This window comes from Blautia sp. HA3515 (assembly GCF_059933065.1).
The window spans coordinates 1-15,909 of sequence record NZ_JAYFUY010000164.1 but is presented as its reverse complement, the minus strand read 5'-3'; the positions used below and the strand labels follow the sequence as shown (position 1 = coordinate 15,909).

General features: G+C 44.2%; 10 protein-coding genes and 3 pseudogenes. All 13 read right to left on the bottom strand.

Annotation, left to right across the window (positions count from 1 at the left end; all coding sequences use genetic code 11):
- Position 1 precedes the first annotated feature (1 nt).
- Entirely contained in the window at positions 2–529 is a 528-nt protein-coding gene (gene mreD / locus R1Y93_RS13020) for a rod shape-determining protein MreD (RefSeq protein WP_500823152.1), read from the bottom strand.
- Positions 519–1,409 carry a rod shape-determining protein MreC gene (gene mreC / locus R1Y93_RS13015; RefSeq protein ID WP_500823151.1) on the bottom strand — a complete coding sequence of 297 codons (891 nt, stop codon included), beginning with the start codon at positions 1,407–1,409 and terminating at the stop codon, positions 519–521. The genes mreD and mreC overlap by 11 nt, the downstream gene beginning before the upstream one ends.
- 19 nt (positions 1,410–1,428) lie before the next feature.
- Complete coding sequence (locus tag R1Y93_RS13010) at positions 1,429–2,094, bottom strand: rod shape-determining protein (protein ID WP_500823150.1); 666 nt, start codon at positions 2,092–2,094, stop codon at positions 1,429–1,431.
- Positions 2,054–2,443, bottom strand: coding sequence for a rod shape-determining protein (locus tag R1Y93_RS13005; protein WP_500823149.1), 390 nt, complete (start codon positions 2,441–2,443; stop codon positions 2,054–2,056). The genes R1Y93_RS13010 and R1Y93_RS13005 overlap by 41 nt, the downstream gene beginning before the upstream one ends.
- Before the next feature lie 23 nt (positions 2,444–2,466).
- Entirely contained in the window at positions 2,467–3,105 is a 639-nt protein-coding gene (gene radC / locus R1Y93_RS13000; RefSeq protein ID WP_500823148.1) for a RadC family protein, read from the bottom strand.
- A gap of 258 nt (positions 3,106–3,363) precedes the next feature.
- Positions 3,364–5,301: an amidohydrolase family protein gene (locus R1Y93_RS12995; RefSeq protein WP_500823147.1), complete on the bottom strand. Its 1,938-nt coding sequence runs from the start codon at positions 5,299–5,301 to the stop codon at positions 3,364–3,366.
- 41 nt (positions 5,302–5,342) lie between these two features.
- Positions 5,343–5,543 carry an AbrB/MazE/SpoVT family DNA-binding domain-containing protein gene (locus R1Y93_RS12990; RefSeq protein WP_500823146.1) on the bottom strand — a complete coding sequence of 67 codons (201 nt, stop codon included), beginning with the start codon at positions 5,541–5,543 and terminating at the stop codon, positions 5,343–5,345.
- A 50-nt stretch (positions 5,544–5,593) separates the two neighbouring features.
- Positions 5,594–7,204 carry an NAD(P)/FAD-dependent oxidoreductase gene (locus R1Y93_RS12985; RefSeq protein ID WP_500823145.1) on the bottom strand — a complete coding sequence of 537 codons (1,611 nt, stop codon included), beginning with the start codon at positions 7,202–7,204 and terminating at the stop codon, positions 5,594–5,596.
- Positions 7,201–8,418: a BaiN/RdsA family NAD(P)/FAD-dependent oxidoreductase gene (locus tag R1Y93_RS12980; RefSeq protein WP_500823144.1), complete on the bottom strand. Its 1,218-nt coding sequence runs from the start codon at positions 8,416–8,418 to the stop codon at positions 7,201–7,203. The genes R1Y93_RS12985 and R1Y93_RS12980 overlap by 4 nt, the downstream gene beginning before the upstream one ends.
- Before the next feature lie 258 nt (positions 8,419–8,676).
- Positions 8,677–9,954, bottom strand: coding sequence for a methionine gamma-lyase family protein (locus R1Y93_RS12975; protein WP_500823143.1), 1,278 nt, complete (start codon positions 9,952–9,954; stop codon positions 8,677–8,679).
- Positions 9,951–10,898: pseudogene (miaA, locus tag R1Y93_RS12970) on the bottom strand (tRNA (adenosine(37)-N6)-dimethylallyltransferase MiaA). Before miaA ends, R1Y93_RS12975 begins: the two are co-directional and overlap by 4 nt.
- Positions 10,898–12,975, bottom strand: a pseudogene (mutL, locus tag R1Y93_RS12965) (DNA mismatch repair endonuclease MutL). Before mutL ends, miaA begins: the two co-directional pseudogenes overlap by 1 nt.
- Before the next feature lie 6 nt (positions 12,976–12,981).
- A pseudogene (mutS, locus tag R1Y93_RS12960) lies at positions 12,982–15,601 on the bottom strand (DNA mismatch repair protein MutS).
- Positions 15,602–15,909: the final 308 nt, after the last annotated feature.

Sequence of the window (15,909 nt, the reverse complement as noted above, 5' to 3'; positions counted from 1 at the left end):
TTTATTTTATTACCCAAATTGACTCACTTTCTTTCCTTGCAATATCCATAAATCGATAATTGATAAAACGGAATACTCTGTATACGATCAGGGTCAAAAATACGGTATAGGCTGCTTCCGGCAAAATGATCCGGAACAGATAGGTATGAAGTCCCAGCCTGCCCCGAAGAAGGAATTGCAGGCCATAAACAGCAAAATTATAAAGAATATCTCCCACAGCAGCCAGCACCATAGGTACCTTAATATCATCATCATAATAGATCCTGTGGGCATACCCGCTGAAAAAGCCAATGTACATATAGATCAGTGCATAAAACCCGAATAAGGATCCATAAAAAAGATCCACTAGCAGCCCGGAGAAAAATCCGGTCCACAAGCCCCTTTTCCGTCCACGCATAAGTCCCATGGAAACGGTAAGGATCAGCATCAGATTAGGGGTAATGGATCCAATGGATATCAGATCCAGAAGGGTACACTGCAATAAAAAGCATATAATGATGGTAATAAACCATACAATCTTACTCTTCACTGGAAGCCTCCTGCTGTATGGAATCCTGTTTGTTTACTGTGATCACAAAAACATCCTTAAGATGCTGGAAATCTACAGGTGTAACAATCGTGCCTGTCTTCGTCAGGTTGTTGCTGTCCTGCTCCACATCATTTACATAGCCAATAAAAAGACCTTCAACGTATTTCTCACTGATATTAGAGGTAACGATCCGCTCTCCGGCAGTAACTTTATTTTCCTGATCGTAAAGCTGTTCAAAACGAAGCTTGCCTTCATCAATCAGCTCCAGGTCACCGGTAACAACACAATTATCAGAGGTACTGACAGTCATGGCACTTACACTGCTGCTGTCATCAATGATAGAACGAACCGTAGCCCATCCGGGACCCACTTCTGTTACGATCCCAACCAGCCCCTTTCCTGCAATCACATTATTATCTACACGGATCCCGTCATTGGAGCCTTTATTGATCATAAATGTATCGTACCAGTTCCCAGGATCCTTGGAAATGATCCTGGCGGCAACCTTGGGATAATCTGCATATTCTGCATCAAGCTTATACAGCTCCCGCAGACGGAGAAGCTCCCCCTGATCCTGGATCAGCTTGTTGTTTTGCTGGGTCAGGTTATCGATCTGGCTTTGCAGCTCTTCATTTGCACTGATCAGATCCTGCTTGTCCTTCAGGCTTTGTCTTGTGACAGACAAAATCTGCCCGATCCTGTTAATGCTTTTCTCAAAGGGCACTACCACAAGTCCTGCTACTTCCTGTAAAGGAGCTGTGGCAGCACCGGATGCAAATGTGGCTACAATGCAGCTTACGCAAAACAGGGTCATAACTGCAAGCAGATGTTTACTTTTCAGATTGATCCGAAAATGGATTTTCCTTTTCAGGTTTTTCATTTACTATATATCCCCTAAATTACAATTTTCTCTGTTTAATGGGCTGTGCCCATTTACGAAGTTCTCTGTTCTTCATGATCTTTTCAAGACCTGTCACTGCTGAATTCTCATACAGAGGTGACAGATTGAAAGCAAATCCAGTATAGCTGGCAAGATACTGGTCTATGTATGGAACCCTGGTGCTGCCGCCTGTAAGGTAAATACCCTCTTTTGCCACATGATAAGTGATCTGGGGCGGAGTACGCTCAAGAAATGTTTTCATTTCAGCAGCTATCTCGTTCACACAGTTCATGATCCCGTCATTTACCACATAGGCAGAGATGATTTCTTCCCTTGGAAGTCCGGAGACACTGTCGATCCCAACTACTTTCCTGGCCTCTTTACGTTGGTCCGAAAGACGACCCATAACAATCTTCAGACGCTTGCCTGTACGTGTACCGATCTGAAGGTTATACCGCTTGCGCACTTCACTGCAGATAGCTTCATTCATCTGCCTGCCCCCAATGGGGATCTTACGGCTGATAATGATCTTGCCCCCGGTAATAATGGAAAAACGGGTAGTCTGGGCACCGATGTTTACGATCATACTGCCCTCATTCTTCTCAATATCAACACCCATGGCAATAGCGTCTGCAATGGGGCTTTCAACCATATAAACCCAGGTTTTTACGAAGCCAATGCCCATTTGCCACCTGGTAATAGGCTCTTTTTTCGATGGCGGTCATATCCAGGGGAACGGCAAAATACATTACTGAACCGATTCCAAGGATCTTATCGATCCTGCGCATCATACTGTACAATACGATCTCCTGCAATTCTAGGTTGGCGATCATACCAAAGGACATAGGGGAAGTTACTGAAATACCCACAGGTGCTTTCTCAAACATCTCATATGCTTCATTACCAACAGCAATAATCCTGCGTCCTTTGGATGCAATCATATTTTTCTCTAAATAACTTTTATTTCTGATCAGAGAATATACCTTTACAGAGCTGCTGCCAAGGTCTATTCCGTATGTTTTTTCAAAAAGCATGCATCTGCCCCTTTATCACAAAACTATTCCATCATTCCAATTTCTCTAAGGCTGGTGTATGTATGGTCCCCGATAATAATATGATCCAGCAGAGTAATACCAAGCATTTCCCCGGCACGGAGAATACGCTGTGTCGTCTGTATATCTCCTGCACTTGGCTCTGTCACCCCACTTGGATGGTTATGTACAAGCACAATACAGGTGGCATGATATTTAAGGGCAGCAAGATATACCTCCCTGGGTGTAATCACAGTACTGTTCACTGTACCTTTGGATAAAATCTCTTCTCCCAGAAGGTGGCTGCGCGTATCAAACATCATGCACAGAAGCAGCTCCTGTTCTTCGTGTCTGAGCTGCTCCATATAATACTTTGCAATTGTATCCGGGCTGTTCAGTGAAAGCTGTGGTCTTGCTGCCTCCCGTGCCATCCGCTTGGATAATTCCCCGATACATTTCAGCTGGATGGCTTTCACCTTGCCAATGCCGTTTATTTTCATCAGTTCCGGAAGGGACATATGCAGAATCCCAAGCAGTCCGGGAAATGAAGTCTTCTCTGTATGATTCAGTATTTCGTGTGCAAGCGTAAGAGAACTTGCGTCTTTGGTGCCGCTGCGCAGGATCACTGCCAGCAGCTCACTGTCGCTTAGAATCCCAGGGGCCATCCTTCAGGCACTTCTCATAAGGGCGCTGAGAGGGCGGCAGGTCCATCATCCTGTAAGGTCTGCCCTGTTCCGGTAATGTATGGATTTGATCTGATTTTTTCATATGATTCCTTAGCTTCTGGAATACGAAACCCATTTTAGCATAAAAAAAGATGGATGTACACTCTCTGAAAAAATTTAATTTCTTTTTTATAAAGAATACGTAAGCTCATAAAGAATATACAAGCCTGCAGATATGCCATACCTGCAGGCTTGCTCTTAACAGATCCTGTATAAAATCTTTTCTGTTTTACCTTTCTTTTCTCCGCTCTGGATCAGCTGTCCTGTCTGTGTATCATACCAGTACAGCCCGGTCCATGCCCAGGAAAACATGGTCAGAACAAGGCTTACCTTATAACAGGAATAGACACTGCCATTCACTGTGATCTGCTCTGTTCCCAGCTTTTTGGCTGCAAATTCACCAAGATTCATGGCTCCCCGATTGCTGCCTGTACCGATAGAATACAGCAGGATTTCATTTTCCCTGGATTTAAGAAATGCAGGAAGAGCCATTTGCATCATCTGATACCACAGGCCGTCTTCAATACGGAAGCGTTTGTCCTGTTCTTTGCCTTTAAAAGTGCCGGTCATATGAATAAAACCGTTCTCTTTGACTGCTTTTAAGAAGGTATGATCAGAAGAACGTGTATATTCCCAGGAAATAAGGGAAAGGTTCCTGTCTGCCTGACAGATCTCTTCAGACCAAAGAATACCCTCCCGGGTAATCCTCTGTACGATCTTTCCAGAGGTATTATACCCGGAAACATCCAAAACCTTCTCTTCCTTTCCATCTGTGCTTGTCAGTCGGATCTGGTTCACGGATGCCGGATAATGAAAATCAGGGATATCATAACTTTGGATCACATTCTGGGAATATACGATCTTTCCTTTGCAGAAAACCTGATGGATAAATTGGATATTGGAAATATCCAGGGATGGATCCTCGTCAAGAAGGATCAGGTCCGCTTCCATGCCTTCTTTTACAAACCCTTTCCGGTCTTCAATCCCCAGATGCCGGGCGGCATTACCAGTTGCAAGTGTAATAGCTTCCATAGGGGTAAGACCTGCTTCCACGTAGTAGGCAAGCTCCTTATGCTCCACATCGCCGCCCATCATTTCCAGCATATTGTCAGTACCCATAGCGATAGGGATCCCTGCGTCATAAAGTACTTTCAGATTATGAAGGCTGTTGGTCAGACGTGCAGGATCTTTTTCATAGGTCATAGCATTTACAGTAGGTACAAAGTGTGCACCGCTTTCCTTCCAAAGACGGATCAGGTCATCATCCGGTTCCAGAGCCTCATCCAGAACGCCATGTTCAATGCCGTAAATCCCTGCTTCCAGCAGCTGTCGCACATCTTCTTTGTAAAATACATGGGCAGTGGTCTTCAGACCGTTTTCCTTGCCTTCACGGATGATCTGCTCCATAAGCGCTTTCTTGATCTTGGCAATAGGGATCTTTTTATCAAAATACCAGTAATCTCCTCCCTGATAGGTGAATTTCAGGAAATCCACGCCGGCCTTTTTTAGTTCCAAGATCCCTTCATGCACCTGCTCTGGTGTGGTGACTTCAATGGCCATTTCCTTACGGATCCAAGGATTATCTCCGCCCAGTGTATTGGCTGGATGTCCATCCGGAGCAGTGAAGTTAGGACCTACGATCAGCAGTTCAGGGCCTTCCAGCTTGCCGGAACGAAGCAGTTCACGAAGCTGATAGATGAAATGTCTGGGAGCACACAGATCTTTAATGGTAGTGATCCCGTAGGGAAATACTTTTTCCTGGAAGATCCTGGGCACTTCATCCTTAAGAAATGCCATACTGTCTGCTTCACAGCGGTTATTCAACCCCTGAATATGCACATGACAGTCAATAAGACCTGGCATTAATGTCTTACCCTTACCCTGGATCACCTGTGCACCCGGAATGGCCAGCGGATCAGAAGAAATGGTCTGGATCAGACCTTTTTTAATATATACATTCTTATGTTCTGATTCTGTTCCGTCACCGGTAAGAATATGCACATCCTGTATCACATATTCACCACTGTGTTTCCTTTTTGGCTGTTTTTTGTATTTGATCAGAATAAAAAGAACAATAACAGCCCCTAAAACCATCTGGATCACGCCAATCAGCGGAATCCCAAATATCTTCGGCATACCTGTTTCTCCTTCCTTTACACAGATATCCGAATTTACTATTATTTACCGAATATCTGTTCAAAATATGATGCAAACATCTCTTTTGGCGGAATTGCCATTCCCTGTTTGTCATCCCCCAGGATCAGAAGCGTATCTCCGGGCTTGATCCCGAAAATATCTCTTGCCTCTTTTGGGATCACGATCTGCCCTTTTGTTCCTACAGTAACCGTCCATGCGTGCTTACCTTCTTTTTTCTCCATTGATGATCTCCTATTTGTTATACTAATCATACTTTACATACTTGCTTGTGTCAAGAGTTTTTATCAGCATCCTCAGAAGGAATAGAATATTTCCGTGCAATTGCCTCTGCCACTTTTAGTCCGTCCATAGCAGCAGAAGTGATCCCCCCTGCATAACCTGCACCTTCACCGCAGGGATAAATCCCCCTTTTGCTTCCTTCCAGCTCCTTATCCCGGACAATCCTTACCGGGGATGAGGTACGGCTTTCTATTCCGCACAAAAGGGCATCCGGTCTGTCAAATCCAGGCAGCCTTTTACCAAATGCCAGAATCCCTTCTTCTATAGAATCTCCGATTTCTTCAGGAAGGATCTTTCGTACATCTGTAAGAGTATAAGCACCGCAGATGCAAGGCTTGACCTGACCAAAGGAGGTGCTTTCCTGATGCTTCTGATAATCCTCAAACAGCTGTACCGGCACCTTTCCCTTTCCAGCTTCCCAGGCTTTACGCTCCAGATCACGCTGAAACCGGATCCCTGCCATAGGATCCTTGCCAGGAAAATCATTGGGTGAAACAGTTACGATAATAGCACTGTTGGCATTTTCACTGTCCCTGGCCTGATAACTCATACCATTTACCGCCAGCATCTGCTCTTCTGAAGAGGCATTCACCACATATCCGCCTGGACACATACAAAAAGAATAAACGCCCCTTTGATTATCACAGGTATGGGTCACTTTATAGCTGGCAGGCCCAAGTATTGGATTCTCGGCTTCCCCATAAAGAGCCTGATTGATCATAGACTGGGGATGCTGGATCCGAAGTCCTACAGCAAAGGATTTGGATTCCATGTAAAGTCCTTTTTCATAAAGCATCCCAAAAGTATCTCTGGCGCTGTGGCCGATTGCAAGGACACAGATCTGTGCAGGAATCACTTCCTGATCATTGACCTTTACTGCCAGCAGCTTATCCTGTTCAAAAATCAGATCCGTTACCTTTGCATTAAACCGCACGGCTCCACCCATTTCCTGGATCTGATTCCGAAGGTTTTCTACAATGCCTACCAGCACGTCTGTGCCTAAATGAGGTTTTTGCTGATAAAGGATCTCCTCTCCTGCTCCTGCTTTCACAAAGCGCTTCAGTACCTCCTGGTTACGGCCAAAGGTATCTTTTACAAGGGTATTTAATTTGCCATCAGAAAAAGTACCTGCACCTCCTTCTCCAAACTGAACATTGGAGTCAGGATCAAGTACACCGTTTTTCCAGAATGCTTCAACCTTTTGCTGCCGCAGGCGTGCTTCCTCACCGCGTTCCAGCAGCAAAGGTGCATAACCTGCTTTAGCAAGATACCAGGCACACATCAGCCCTGCAGGACCGCTTCCAACTATGACAGGTCTGGAGTGTAAGGGGGCTGGTCCAGGTTTGGGAAAACAATAGGCCTTTTCATTAGTTAACGTAATGTTTTTATCGTGAACCTTTTTTAATATACGGTTTTCATTATCTGTTTTTACATCTATGGTATAAACAAATTTCTTGTCTTCTTTATGTCTTGCATCCAAAGACTGTCTTCTGATCTGATAGGTAAAAGGCTGATTTTGAAGATGCAAGGCTTTTTGTATTTTCTTTTCCAGGGCTGCTGTAGTATGCCCGATGGGAAGCTTTAGCTGACTGATTCTGATCATATGTTTTCTCCCTGCTTATAAAAACTACCTGTTACTCCTGCACTGTGAAGTCCTGCACAGGCACCGCTGGACCAGGCCCATTGAAGATTATAGCCGCCGCAGGTGCCATCCACATCCATCAGCTCCCCTGCAAAATATAATCCCGGGCATAGCCTGGATTCCATAGTATATGGATCGATTTCACTGGTATCAACACCGCCGGAGCATACCTGGGCCTGTTCATAGGGCAGGTATCCACACACTTCCAATGGAAAGCGTTTTAATAAACCGGGAAGTTCTATATGGCGTTTTTTTGAATAATTACAGATTACTTTGTTAAGCTTTTCAGGAAAAAGGCCGATCAGAAGTTCTCTGTCTTTTTTTAATGGACACCTTTTTTTTCGATCTTCCCAAAAGCGATCCAGATCCGAACTTTGGATTTCAGGCAGAAAATCAATGCTAAGTGACACCTTTTCCTTATTATAAAGGCTGCGGATCCCATAGCGGCTGACCTGGAATACCGGGATTCCGGAAATTCCATATTCTGTAAGCTGTACTTCTCCCTCTGCACTTTCCTTTAGGCTTCCATCAATTAGAAGAGTCACCTTTGCCTGTGTCCGCACTCCTGCCCATCCGGAAAAATAGCTGCCGCTGCATTTGAAAGCTGTAAGTGCAGGCAGAGGCTTGATGATCTTATGTCCAAGTGCGGCTGCAAGCTGATAACAGCTGCCGTCAGAACCGGCAATCGCTGATGCACTGGAACCTCCGGAAAGGATCACCGCATCTGCTTCATAATGCCATGTTTTTGTCAAAACGGTCCATTTGCCTTTTTTCTGATGCAGCTCTGTAACCTTTTCATTTGTTTTTATTTTCACTCCAAGCCGGGCAGCTTCCATGCATAGAAGTTCTGTTACGCTGGAAGCCTGGCCGCTGCGGGGATAAATATAATTGTTTTTATTTACCGGGCAAAGACCCAGCTCTGTGAAGAAATCTAAAGTATCGGAAACAGAAAAAGCTTTCCTGGCAAAAGAAGAAAAATCCGGATCAGTGCCACGGTAGTCCTCTGGAGTCTGGCTTAGATTTGTAAGATTACATTTTCCGTTTCCTGTAGCGGAAAGCTTCTTTCCTGGTTTATCATTTTGTTCCAGCACTGTAACACGGGCACCGGCCCTGGCAGCCATCACAGAGGCCATTAAACCGGAAGCACCGCCACCTACAATTATCACATCTGACATAATATTCCTCAGCTATTATTGACAGATACCAGGAGCAAATGACTTTGACCCTGGTATCGCATTATGCATTATTATTCAAGTCGAGCAGCCGCGAGACTTGGCGCGTGATTCTGGTCAGCGTAAGCTGACATATTCTTTACAGAATCACTGCGCATCCTCGCGGAGCGTTTATCTCAGTCGGAGATTGGACTCCCACTGAGACGAACTTGCTGTTACTCACCACCTGAAAGAGGTGGGAGTCTTCTCGACTGAGATAATTTAATTTAAAGAAACAAGCTTTGCATCCACAAGCTTCTGAAGAGACATCATCACTCCTAGCTTTGCATGCTCCCAGGTAAGACCTCCCTGGAAATATACGGCATATGGCGGTTTTAATGGACCGTCTGCGGACAGCTCAATAGAAGAACCCTGGACAAAGGCACCTGCTGCCATGATCACCTGGCTGTCATAACCGGGCATATCCCATGGTTCAGGGGAAACATAGCTGTCTACTGGTGCAGCTGCCTGGATCCCCTGGCAAAAAGCGATCAGACCTTCCGGTGTTCCTAAAGTAACAGCCTGGATAATGTCCTGTCTGGGCTCTTTGGAATCCGGAACAACCGGAAAACCAAGCCGTTCATAAATATTGGCAGCAAATACAGCACCTTTTAATGCACCTTTTGTTACCATAGGTGCCAGGAAAAATCCCTGGTAAAATGACCGGTTTACTCCTAAGGTAGCACCTACCTCCATACCAAGGCCAGGACACGTCATACGGTAAGAAGCATTTTCTACACATTCCCTGGTACCGGCAATATAACCTCCGATAGGTGCAAGACCGCCGCCTGGATTCTTGATCAGGGAACCCACCATCATATCTGCCCCTACATCACTTGGCTCAATGGTATCTACAAATTCACCATAACAGTTGTCTACCATGCAGATTGCATCCGGTTTTATGGATTTTACAAAGGCGATCAGTTCTCCGATCTGTTTTACAGAAAAAGAAGGTCTTGTCTGATATCCTTTGGAACGCTGGATTGCAACAAGCTTTGTTTTTTCGGTAATAGACTTACGGATATTTTCATAATCAAAGGTACCATCCGGCAAAAGATCTACCTGACGATAAGATACCCCATATTCTTTCAGGGAGCCTTTGGAAGGACGGATCCCGATTACTTCCTCCAATGTATCATATGGTTTTCCAGCCGGGGCTAAAAGCTCATCTCCGGGCCTAAGATTTCCAAACAGGGCAATTGCCAGAGCATGAGTGCCACAGGCAATTTGTGGCCGTACAAGGGCTGCTTCTGTATGAAAGGTATCAGCATATACCCTTTCCAGGGTATCACGTCCATGATCGTTATAACCATAACCAGAGGAAGAGCCGAAGCATTCTTCACTTACTTTATTTTTCTGCATGGCCAGAAGCACTTTCATCTGATTATATTCTGCTGTTTTATCAAACTGTATAAAACGTTCTTTTAAACTTTCTTCAATTTCGTGGCAAAAATCATAAACTCTGGAAGAAATCCCCAGCTGTTCATAAAGTTCTTTCATAATATTCCTCTTTCTTTACAGCATGAAAGCATGTAATTTAATATTTCCTGATCATTATAGGCAAATTGATCCTTGTTGACCCAGATCACATCCTGCTCTCTGCGGAACCAGGTCAGCTGCCGTTTTGCAAAATGTCTTGTATCTCTTTTCAGAATACATACGGCTTCCTCTAATGGATATTCACCTTCAAGGTATGCAAGGATTTCTTTATATCCAAGCCCCTGCATGGAGACCATTCCTTTATGGCATCCCATTTTCTGAAGATTTTCCACTTCTTTTATTAGTCCGCCTGCAAGCATTTCGTTCTACACGGGCGTCAATCTGCCGATACAGAAGCTCCCTTGGCGCATTCAATACAAAATATGCCAGATTGTACGGGCTGCTCCTCTCTTTTTGCTCCTGATTATGGCTGGAGATAGGAGTTTTATTCTGATGATAAAATTCCAATGCCCGGATCACCCGTTTTACGTTATTTTCATGGATCTCTTCTGCGCTTACAGGGTCTACCTCCTTCAGCATCTGGTGCAGGTAATGACTGCCTTTTTCCTGTGCCATCTGCTCCAGTTCTTTGCGATAATCGACTTCACACTGTGCCTGGGTAAAATCAATATCCCTGGTAACTGCCCGGATATAAAATCCGGTTCCGCCTACCAAAATAGGGATACTGCCCGTTTGCATAGATCTTGAGACATGGCTTCTTTTGCCATCTGCTGAAATTTTACAATATGAAATTCTTCATCCGGTTCCAGTACATCTACCAGATAATGGGGCACACCATCCATTTCGCTTGGAGTGATTTTGGCAGAACCAATATCCATATGCCGATACACCTGCATAGAATCTGCAGAAATGATCTCACCGCCGATTGCCTTGGCAAGGGCGATGGACAATTTTGTTTTTCCTACAGCAGTAGGGCCGGTTAAAACCAGTAAAGGCTGCTTCATTATATGATCCTCTTAAATTTCTTTTCTATCTCTGTTTTTGTCATTGAAATGATGGTAGGCCGGCCATGAGGACAATGATAAGGATTATTAAGAGTCAGCAGCTGGTCGATCAGCTGGTCAGCCTCCTGGAAGGACAGTTTATTATTTCCTTTCACTGCTGATTTGCAGGCCATAGTAGCAAGCCTTGCTGTAAAAATATCCAGTGCATCCTTTTCTCCTTCTCCTGCCAGGTTATCCAGCATTTCCAGGAAAAGATCTTCCTCTGAAAATCCGTACAGGTCTGCCGGTACTGCGCTGATACTATATTCACGGCCTCCAAAGGGCTCAATCTCAAATCCTGCTTTTTCAAAAAATTCCCGGTTTGCCGAAAGACTGGCTTCCTCTTCCAGACTAAGGCTTACGATCAACGGAGGGCTAAGATATTGGGAATGTATTTCCTGTTCTTTAAATTGCTTTACAAACCGTTCGTAATTTACTTTTTCATGGGCGGCGTGCTGGTCAATAATGAAAAAACGATCATCAAATTCTACCAGCCAATAGGTCTCAAACAGCTGGCCGATCAGCCGGTGGCGACTTCTGGACTCAGGTGCCAGCAGCTTTTCCTCAAACAACTCCAGTTGTTTTGGCACAGGTTCATTGATCACAGGCTGGGAAATTGCAGGTTCAGTCATTACAGATTCAGTCATTACAGATTCAGTAACAACCGGCTCTGTTACTACAGGCTCTGTAACTACAGGAGCTGTCAACACCGATTCTGTTACTACAGGCTCTGTAGCAGCAGGTTTTAGAGCAGGCAGCTTCTCCTTTTGGATAGTTTGCTCCAAAATGGTCTGCTTTTGAACGTCAGGCTCCGGTGCCTTTGAAATTTGCCCACTGAAAAGAGCTTCTTCTGCCTTTGTAAATGTGTTGCTTTTATAAACCGGAAGTTCTTCATAAAGCCGGTCTTTTTGAAAACCACAAAAACTGTTTTGCTGCATCTGATTCAGTCTTTTTGTCTCAAAGGGCTCAGGAATGTCTTTTCGTTCTACGGTTGTTTTTGCTTTGGCAGCAGTCTCTTCAGAACCTGGTGAGACCTTTGGAATCATTTCCCTGTGAGTCAGTACATTTCTCACCGCTTCATAAATGCAATCATATACTTCAGGTCCTCTTGCAAAACGAACTTCCATTTTCCTTGGGTGCACATTAACATCCAGATCATTTCCTGTCATCTGGAGATGAAGAGAGACAAATGGAAATTTATGCTGCATAAGAAAGCCTTTATAAGCATCTTCTATTGCTTTTGCAATAATATTATTTTTTACATATCTGCCATTAATATAATAATTTTCAAAAGAACGGGTGCCTTTCTGGATATTTCAGGCTTTCCCACATATCCCTGGATCTTCAGGAAATCATTTTCATAAGATACCTCTAAAAGCGCCCGTGCAATATCCCGTCCGTAAACATTATAGATCACATCTTTAACATTATAATTTCCGGAAGTATGCAGCTTAACCTGCTTATTCTGAATATATTTAAATGAAATCTCCGGGTGGGAAAGTGCCAGCTGCTCCATTAATGAAGAAATGTAATTTCCTTCTGCTGCATCAGATTTCAGGAATTTACTTCTGGCAGGCGTATTATAAAACAGATTTCTTACAAGAAATGTAGTACCTTCCGGAGCCCCCATTTCTTCCATGGATTGCTCTGCTCCTCCTTCGATCACATAACGGACTCCGCTTAATGCAGACGGAGTTTTTGTGATCAGCTCTACCTGCGAAACGGCTGCAATACTGGAAAGAGCCTCTCCACGGAATCCGAGAGAGGCAATGTTTTCCAGATCTTCTACTTTTTCGATTTTACTTGTGGCATGACTTAAAAACGCAACCGGAACCTGATCTGCTTCCATGCCACTTCCATTGTCTGTGATGCGGATCAGCCGTTTCCCACCGTCTGCGATCTCAACTGTCACAGCAGTAGCACCTGCATCAATGGCATTTTCTACAAGCTCCTTTACTACGGAAGAAGGGCGTTCCACCACTTCTCCGGCTGCGATCTTATCTATGGTATGTTTATCTAAAACTGCTATTTTTCTCAATATTTATCACCATCTGTTCTTGATCTTGTTCTGAAGATTGTAAAGTGTATTCAACGCCTCCATAGGGGTCAGATTTCCAATGTCTATGGATTTTAATTCCTCAATGATATCATTATCCTGTACTGTATCAAATAAAGACATTTGTGCCATATCTACCTGATCATAAACAACTTTCTGTTTTTTCTTTGGGGCTGTAAGATCCTTAACTGCGGCTGTAATATCCGCATCGCTTAGTTCTTCTACCAGTTCTTTGGCTCGCTGGATCACAGGCTCCGGTACGCCGGCAAGCTTGGCTACCTGGATACCATAACTTTTATCAGCTCCACCTTTTACGATCTTTCGGAGAAATACAATATCATCTCCCTTTTCCTTGACTGCAATACAGTAGTTATTCACACCCGAAATCTTGCCTTCCAGTTCGGTAAGCTCATGGTAATGAGTGGCAAACAGCGTTTTTGCACCACACAGTTTAGTATTGCTGATATGCTCGATCACAGCCCATGCAATTGCCAGACCATCAAAGGTGCTGGTGCCTCTTCCAATCTCATCCAGGATCAGCAGACTCTTGGAGGTTGCATTCCGCAGAATATTGGCAACCTCTGTCATCTCTACCATAAAGGTACTTTGACCGCTGGCCAGGTCGTCTGAAGCTCCCACTCTGGTAAATATCCGGTCAACAATACCGATGGAAGCTTTCTGGGCCGGAACAAAGCAGCCAATCTGTGCCATCAGCACGATCAGTGCAGTTTGTTCTCATATAAGTGGATTTACCTGCCATATTAGGGCCGGTAATAATGGAGATCCTCTTTTTATGATTGTCCAGGAAAGTATCATTGGCAATAAACATGTCATTTTCGATCACACGTTCCACCACTGGATGGCGTCCGTTTTTAATGTCAATGATCCCATTTTCACTTACCTTGGGACGTACATAATTATTCCGTTCTGCTACAAGTGCAAGAGATGCAAAAACATCCAGAGCGGCTACAGCCTTGGCAGTACGCTGGATACGTACTACTTCATTTCCAACTTTATCCCTTACATCAGAAAACAACTGGTATTCCAAAGCATAAAGCTTGTCTTCTGCACCAAGGATCACATCTTCCAGATCTTTTAATTCCTGTGTGATGTAACGCTCGGCATTTACCAGGGTCTGTTTACGGATGTAATTCTCAGGCACCAGTTCTTTAAAGGTATTGGTTACTTCCAGAGAATATCCGAATACTCTGTTATATTTGATCTTTAAGGATTTGATCCCGGTACGCTCCCGCTCTCTTGCTTCCAATTCTCCCAGCCATTTCTTGCCATCTGTACGGGCTGTGCGGAATTTATCTACATCCGGATTATATCCTTCCCGGATGATGCCGCCTTCCTTCTGGGCAAGTGGTGGATCTTCGATAATGGCACTTTTGATCAGGCCTGTTACATCTTCCAGATCATCCATATCTTCGTAAATCCTCTTTAAGATAGGAGCATTAAAATCCTTCAGGATCTGCCTGATATAGGGGATCATCTCCAAGGAGGATGCAAAGGCTACCAGATCTCTGGGATTTGCTGATTTATAACTGATCCGGCTGATCAGTCGTTCCAGATCATAAATTGGATTCAGGTATTCACGGATCTCGTCACGCATCATAGGTTTTTCTTTCAGCTCTTCTACTGCCATAAGCCGGTTGTTGATCTCATCTACATCGATCAGCGGCTGCTCCACATAAGAGCGAAGCGTTCTTGCCCCCATAGCTGTCCGGGTTTTGTCCAGTACCCATAAAAGGGATCCTCGCTTCTGCTTTTCACGCAGGGTTTCCACAAGCTCCAGATTGCGACGGCTGGAACTGTCGATCAGCATATATTTTTCAGCAGTGTAGGGATGAATACTGGTCATTTGGGATAAACCTGTCTTCTGTGTCTCTTTTAAGTAGAGGAAAAGAGCCCCTGCAGCAACGACACCGCTTTCATAATCTGCGATCCCAAGACCATCCAGTGTATTCACATGAAAATGATCCTTTAAAACACGTTTACAGGATTCATCGTCAAAATACCATGAATCCAGAGAAAAAATACAGATTCCCAGTCGATTCTTCAGGTCATCTGTATCTATTCCGCTCATATTAAATGCATCGTTACAGATGATCTCAGCAGGTACAAATTTATTGATTTCATCCAACAACTTCTGAGGCTTATCTACTTCTGTGAGGAAACAGTCGCCGGTGGTAACATCTGCAATGGCACAGCCGAAATGGTCTTCAATAGAAACAACCGACATAAGATAATTATTCTTTGTTTCATCCAAGGCCTGTGCATCCAGAGTAGTACCAGGTGTAACGATCCGTATTACTGCACGCTTTACCAGTCCTTTGGCAAGCTTTGGATCTTCCACCTGTTCACAGATCGCCACTTTATGTCCACGCTCGATCAGACGGTTTATGTAGGTTTCTGCTGCATGAAAGGGAATCCCACACATAGGTGCCCGTTCTTCCAGACCGCAGTCCTTTCCGGTGAGGGTCAATTCCAGTTCCTTTGAAACCATGATGGCATCATCAAAGAACATTTCGTAAAAGTCGCCCAATCTATAAAAAAGGACACAGTCCTTGTACTCTTCCTTAGTTTTGCAGTATTCCCTCATCATTGGCGATAATATGGGAGTATTGGCCAAAACCCCTGTGTTTATGCGGGTTTTGGGCTTCTCTGAAGCTGTTTTGACCCATATATTACCCATATCTGTATTCAAACTGGTATTCTGGGTTGGTTTCTCTGTTGGCAATTTAATTTCCTCTTTCTTCTGTATAGTTTTCTGAGAACTTTGCATATTCCTTTTTCATAAATTCATCCTCAATATGGGTGTAATAATGCGTCATCCTAATATCTGCATGGCCTACTATTTTGGCAGTAGTTTCGGCTGGAATTCCTGACTGTATGCAACGTGTAATAAATGTG

Excerpts from the sequence above, each read along its gene's own strand:
- mreC (WP_500823151.1), bottom strand. The coding sequence starts at position 1,409 with ATGAAAAACCTGAAAAGGAAAATCCATTTTCGGATCAATCTGAAAAGT.
- R1Y93_RS13010 (WP_500823150.1), bottom strand. The coding sequence starts at position 2,094 with ATGGGCATTGGCTTCGTAAAAACCTGGGTTTATATGGTTGAAAGCCCC.
- R1Y93_RS13005 (WP_500823149.1), bottom strand. The coding sequence starts at position 2,443 with ATGCTTTTTGAAAAAACATACGGAATAGACCTTGGCAGCAGCTCTGTA.
- radC (WP_500823148.1), bottom strand. The coding sequence starts at position 3,105 with ATGGCCCCTGGGATTCTAAGCGACAGTGAGCTGCTGGCAGTGATCCTG.
- R1Y93_RS12995 (WP_500823147.1), bottom strand. The coding sequence starts at position 5,301 with ATGCCGAAGATATTTGGGATTCCGCTGATTGGCGTGATCCAGATGGTT.
- R1Y93_RS12990 (WP_500823146.1), bottom strand. The coding sequence starts at position 5,543 with ATGGAGAAAAAAGAAGGTAAGCACGCATGGACGGTTACTGTAGGAACA.
- R1Y93_RS12985 (WP_500823145.1), bottom strand. The coding sequence starts at position 7,204 with ATGATCAGAATCAGTCAGCTAAAGCTTCCCATCGGGCATACTACAGCA.
- R1Y93_RS12980 (WP_500823144.1), bottom strand. The coding sequence starts at position 8,418 with ATGTCAGATGTGATAATTGTAGGTGGCGGTGCTTCCGGTTTAATGGCC.
- R1Y93_RS12975 (WP_500823143.1), bottom strand. The coding sequence starts at position 9,954 with ATGAAAGAACTTTATGAACAGCTGGGGATTTCTTCCAGAGTTTATGAT.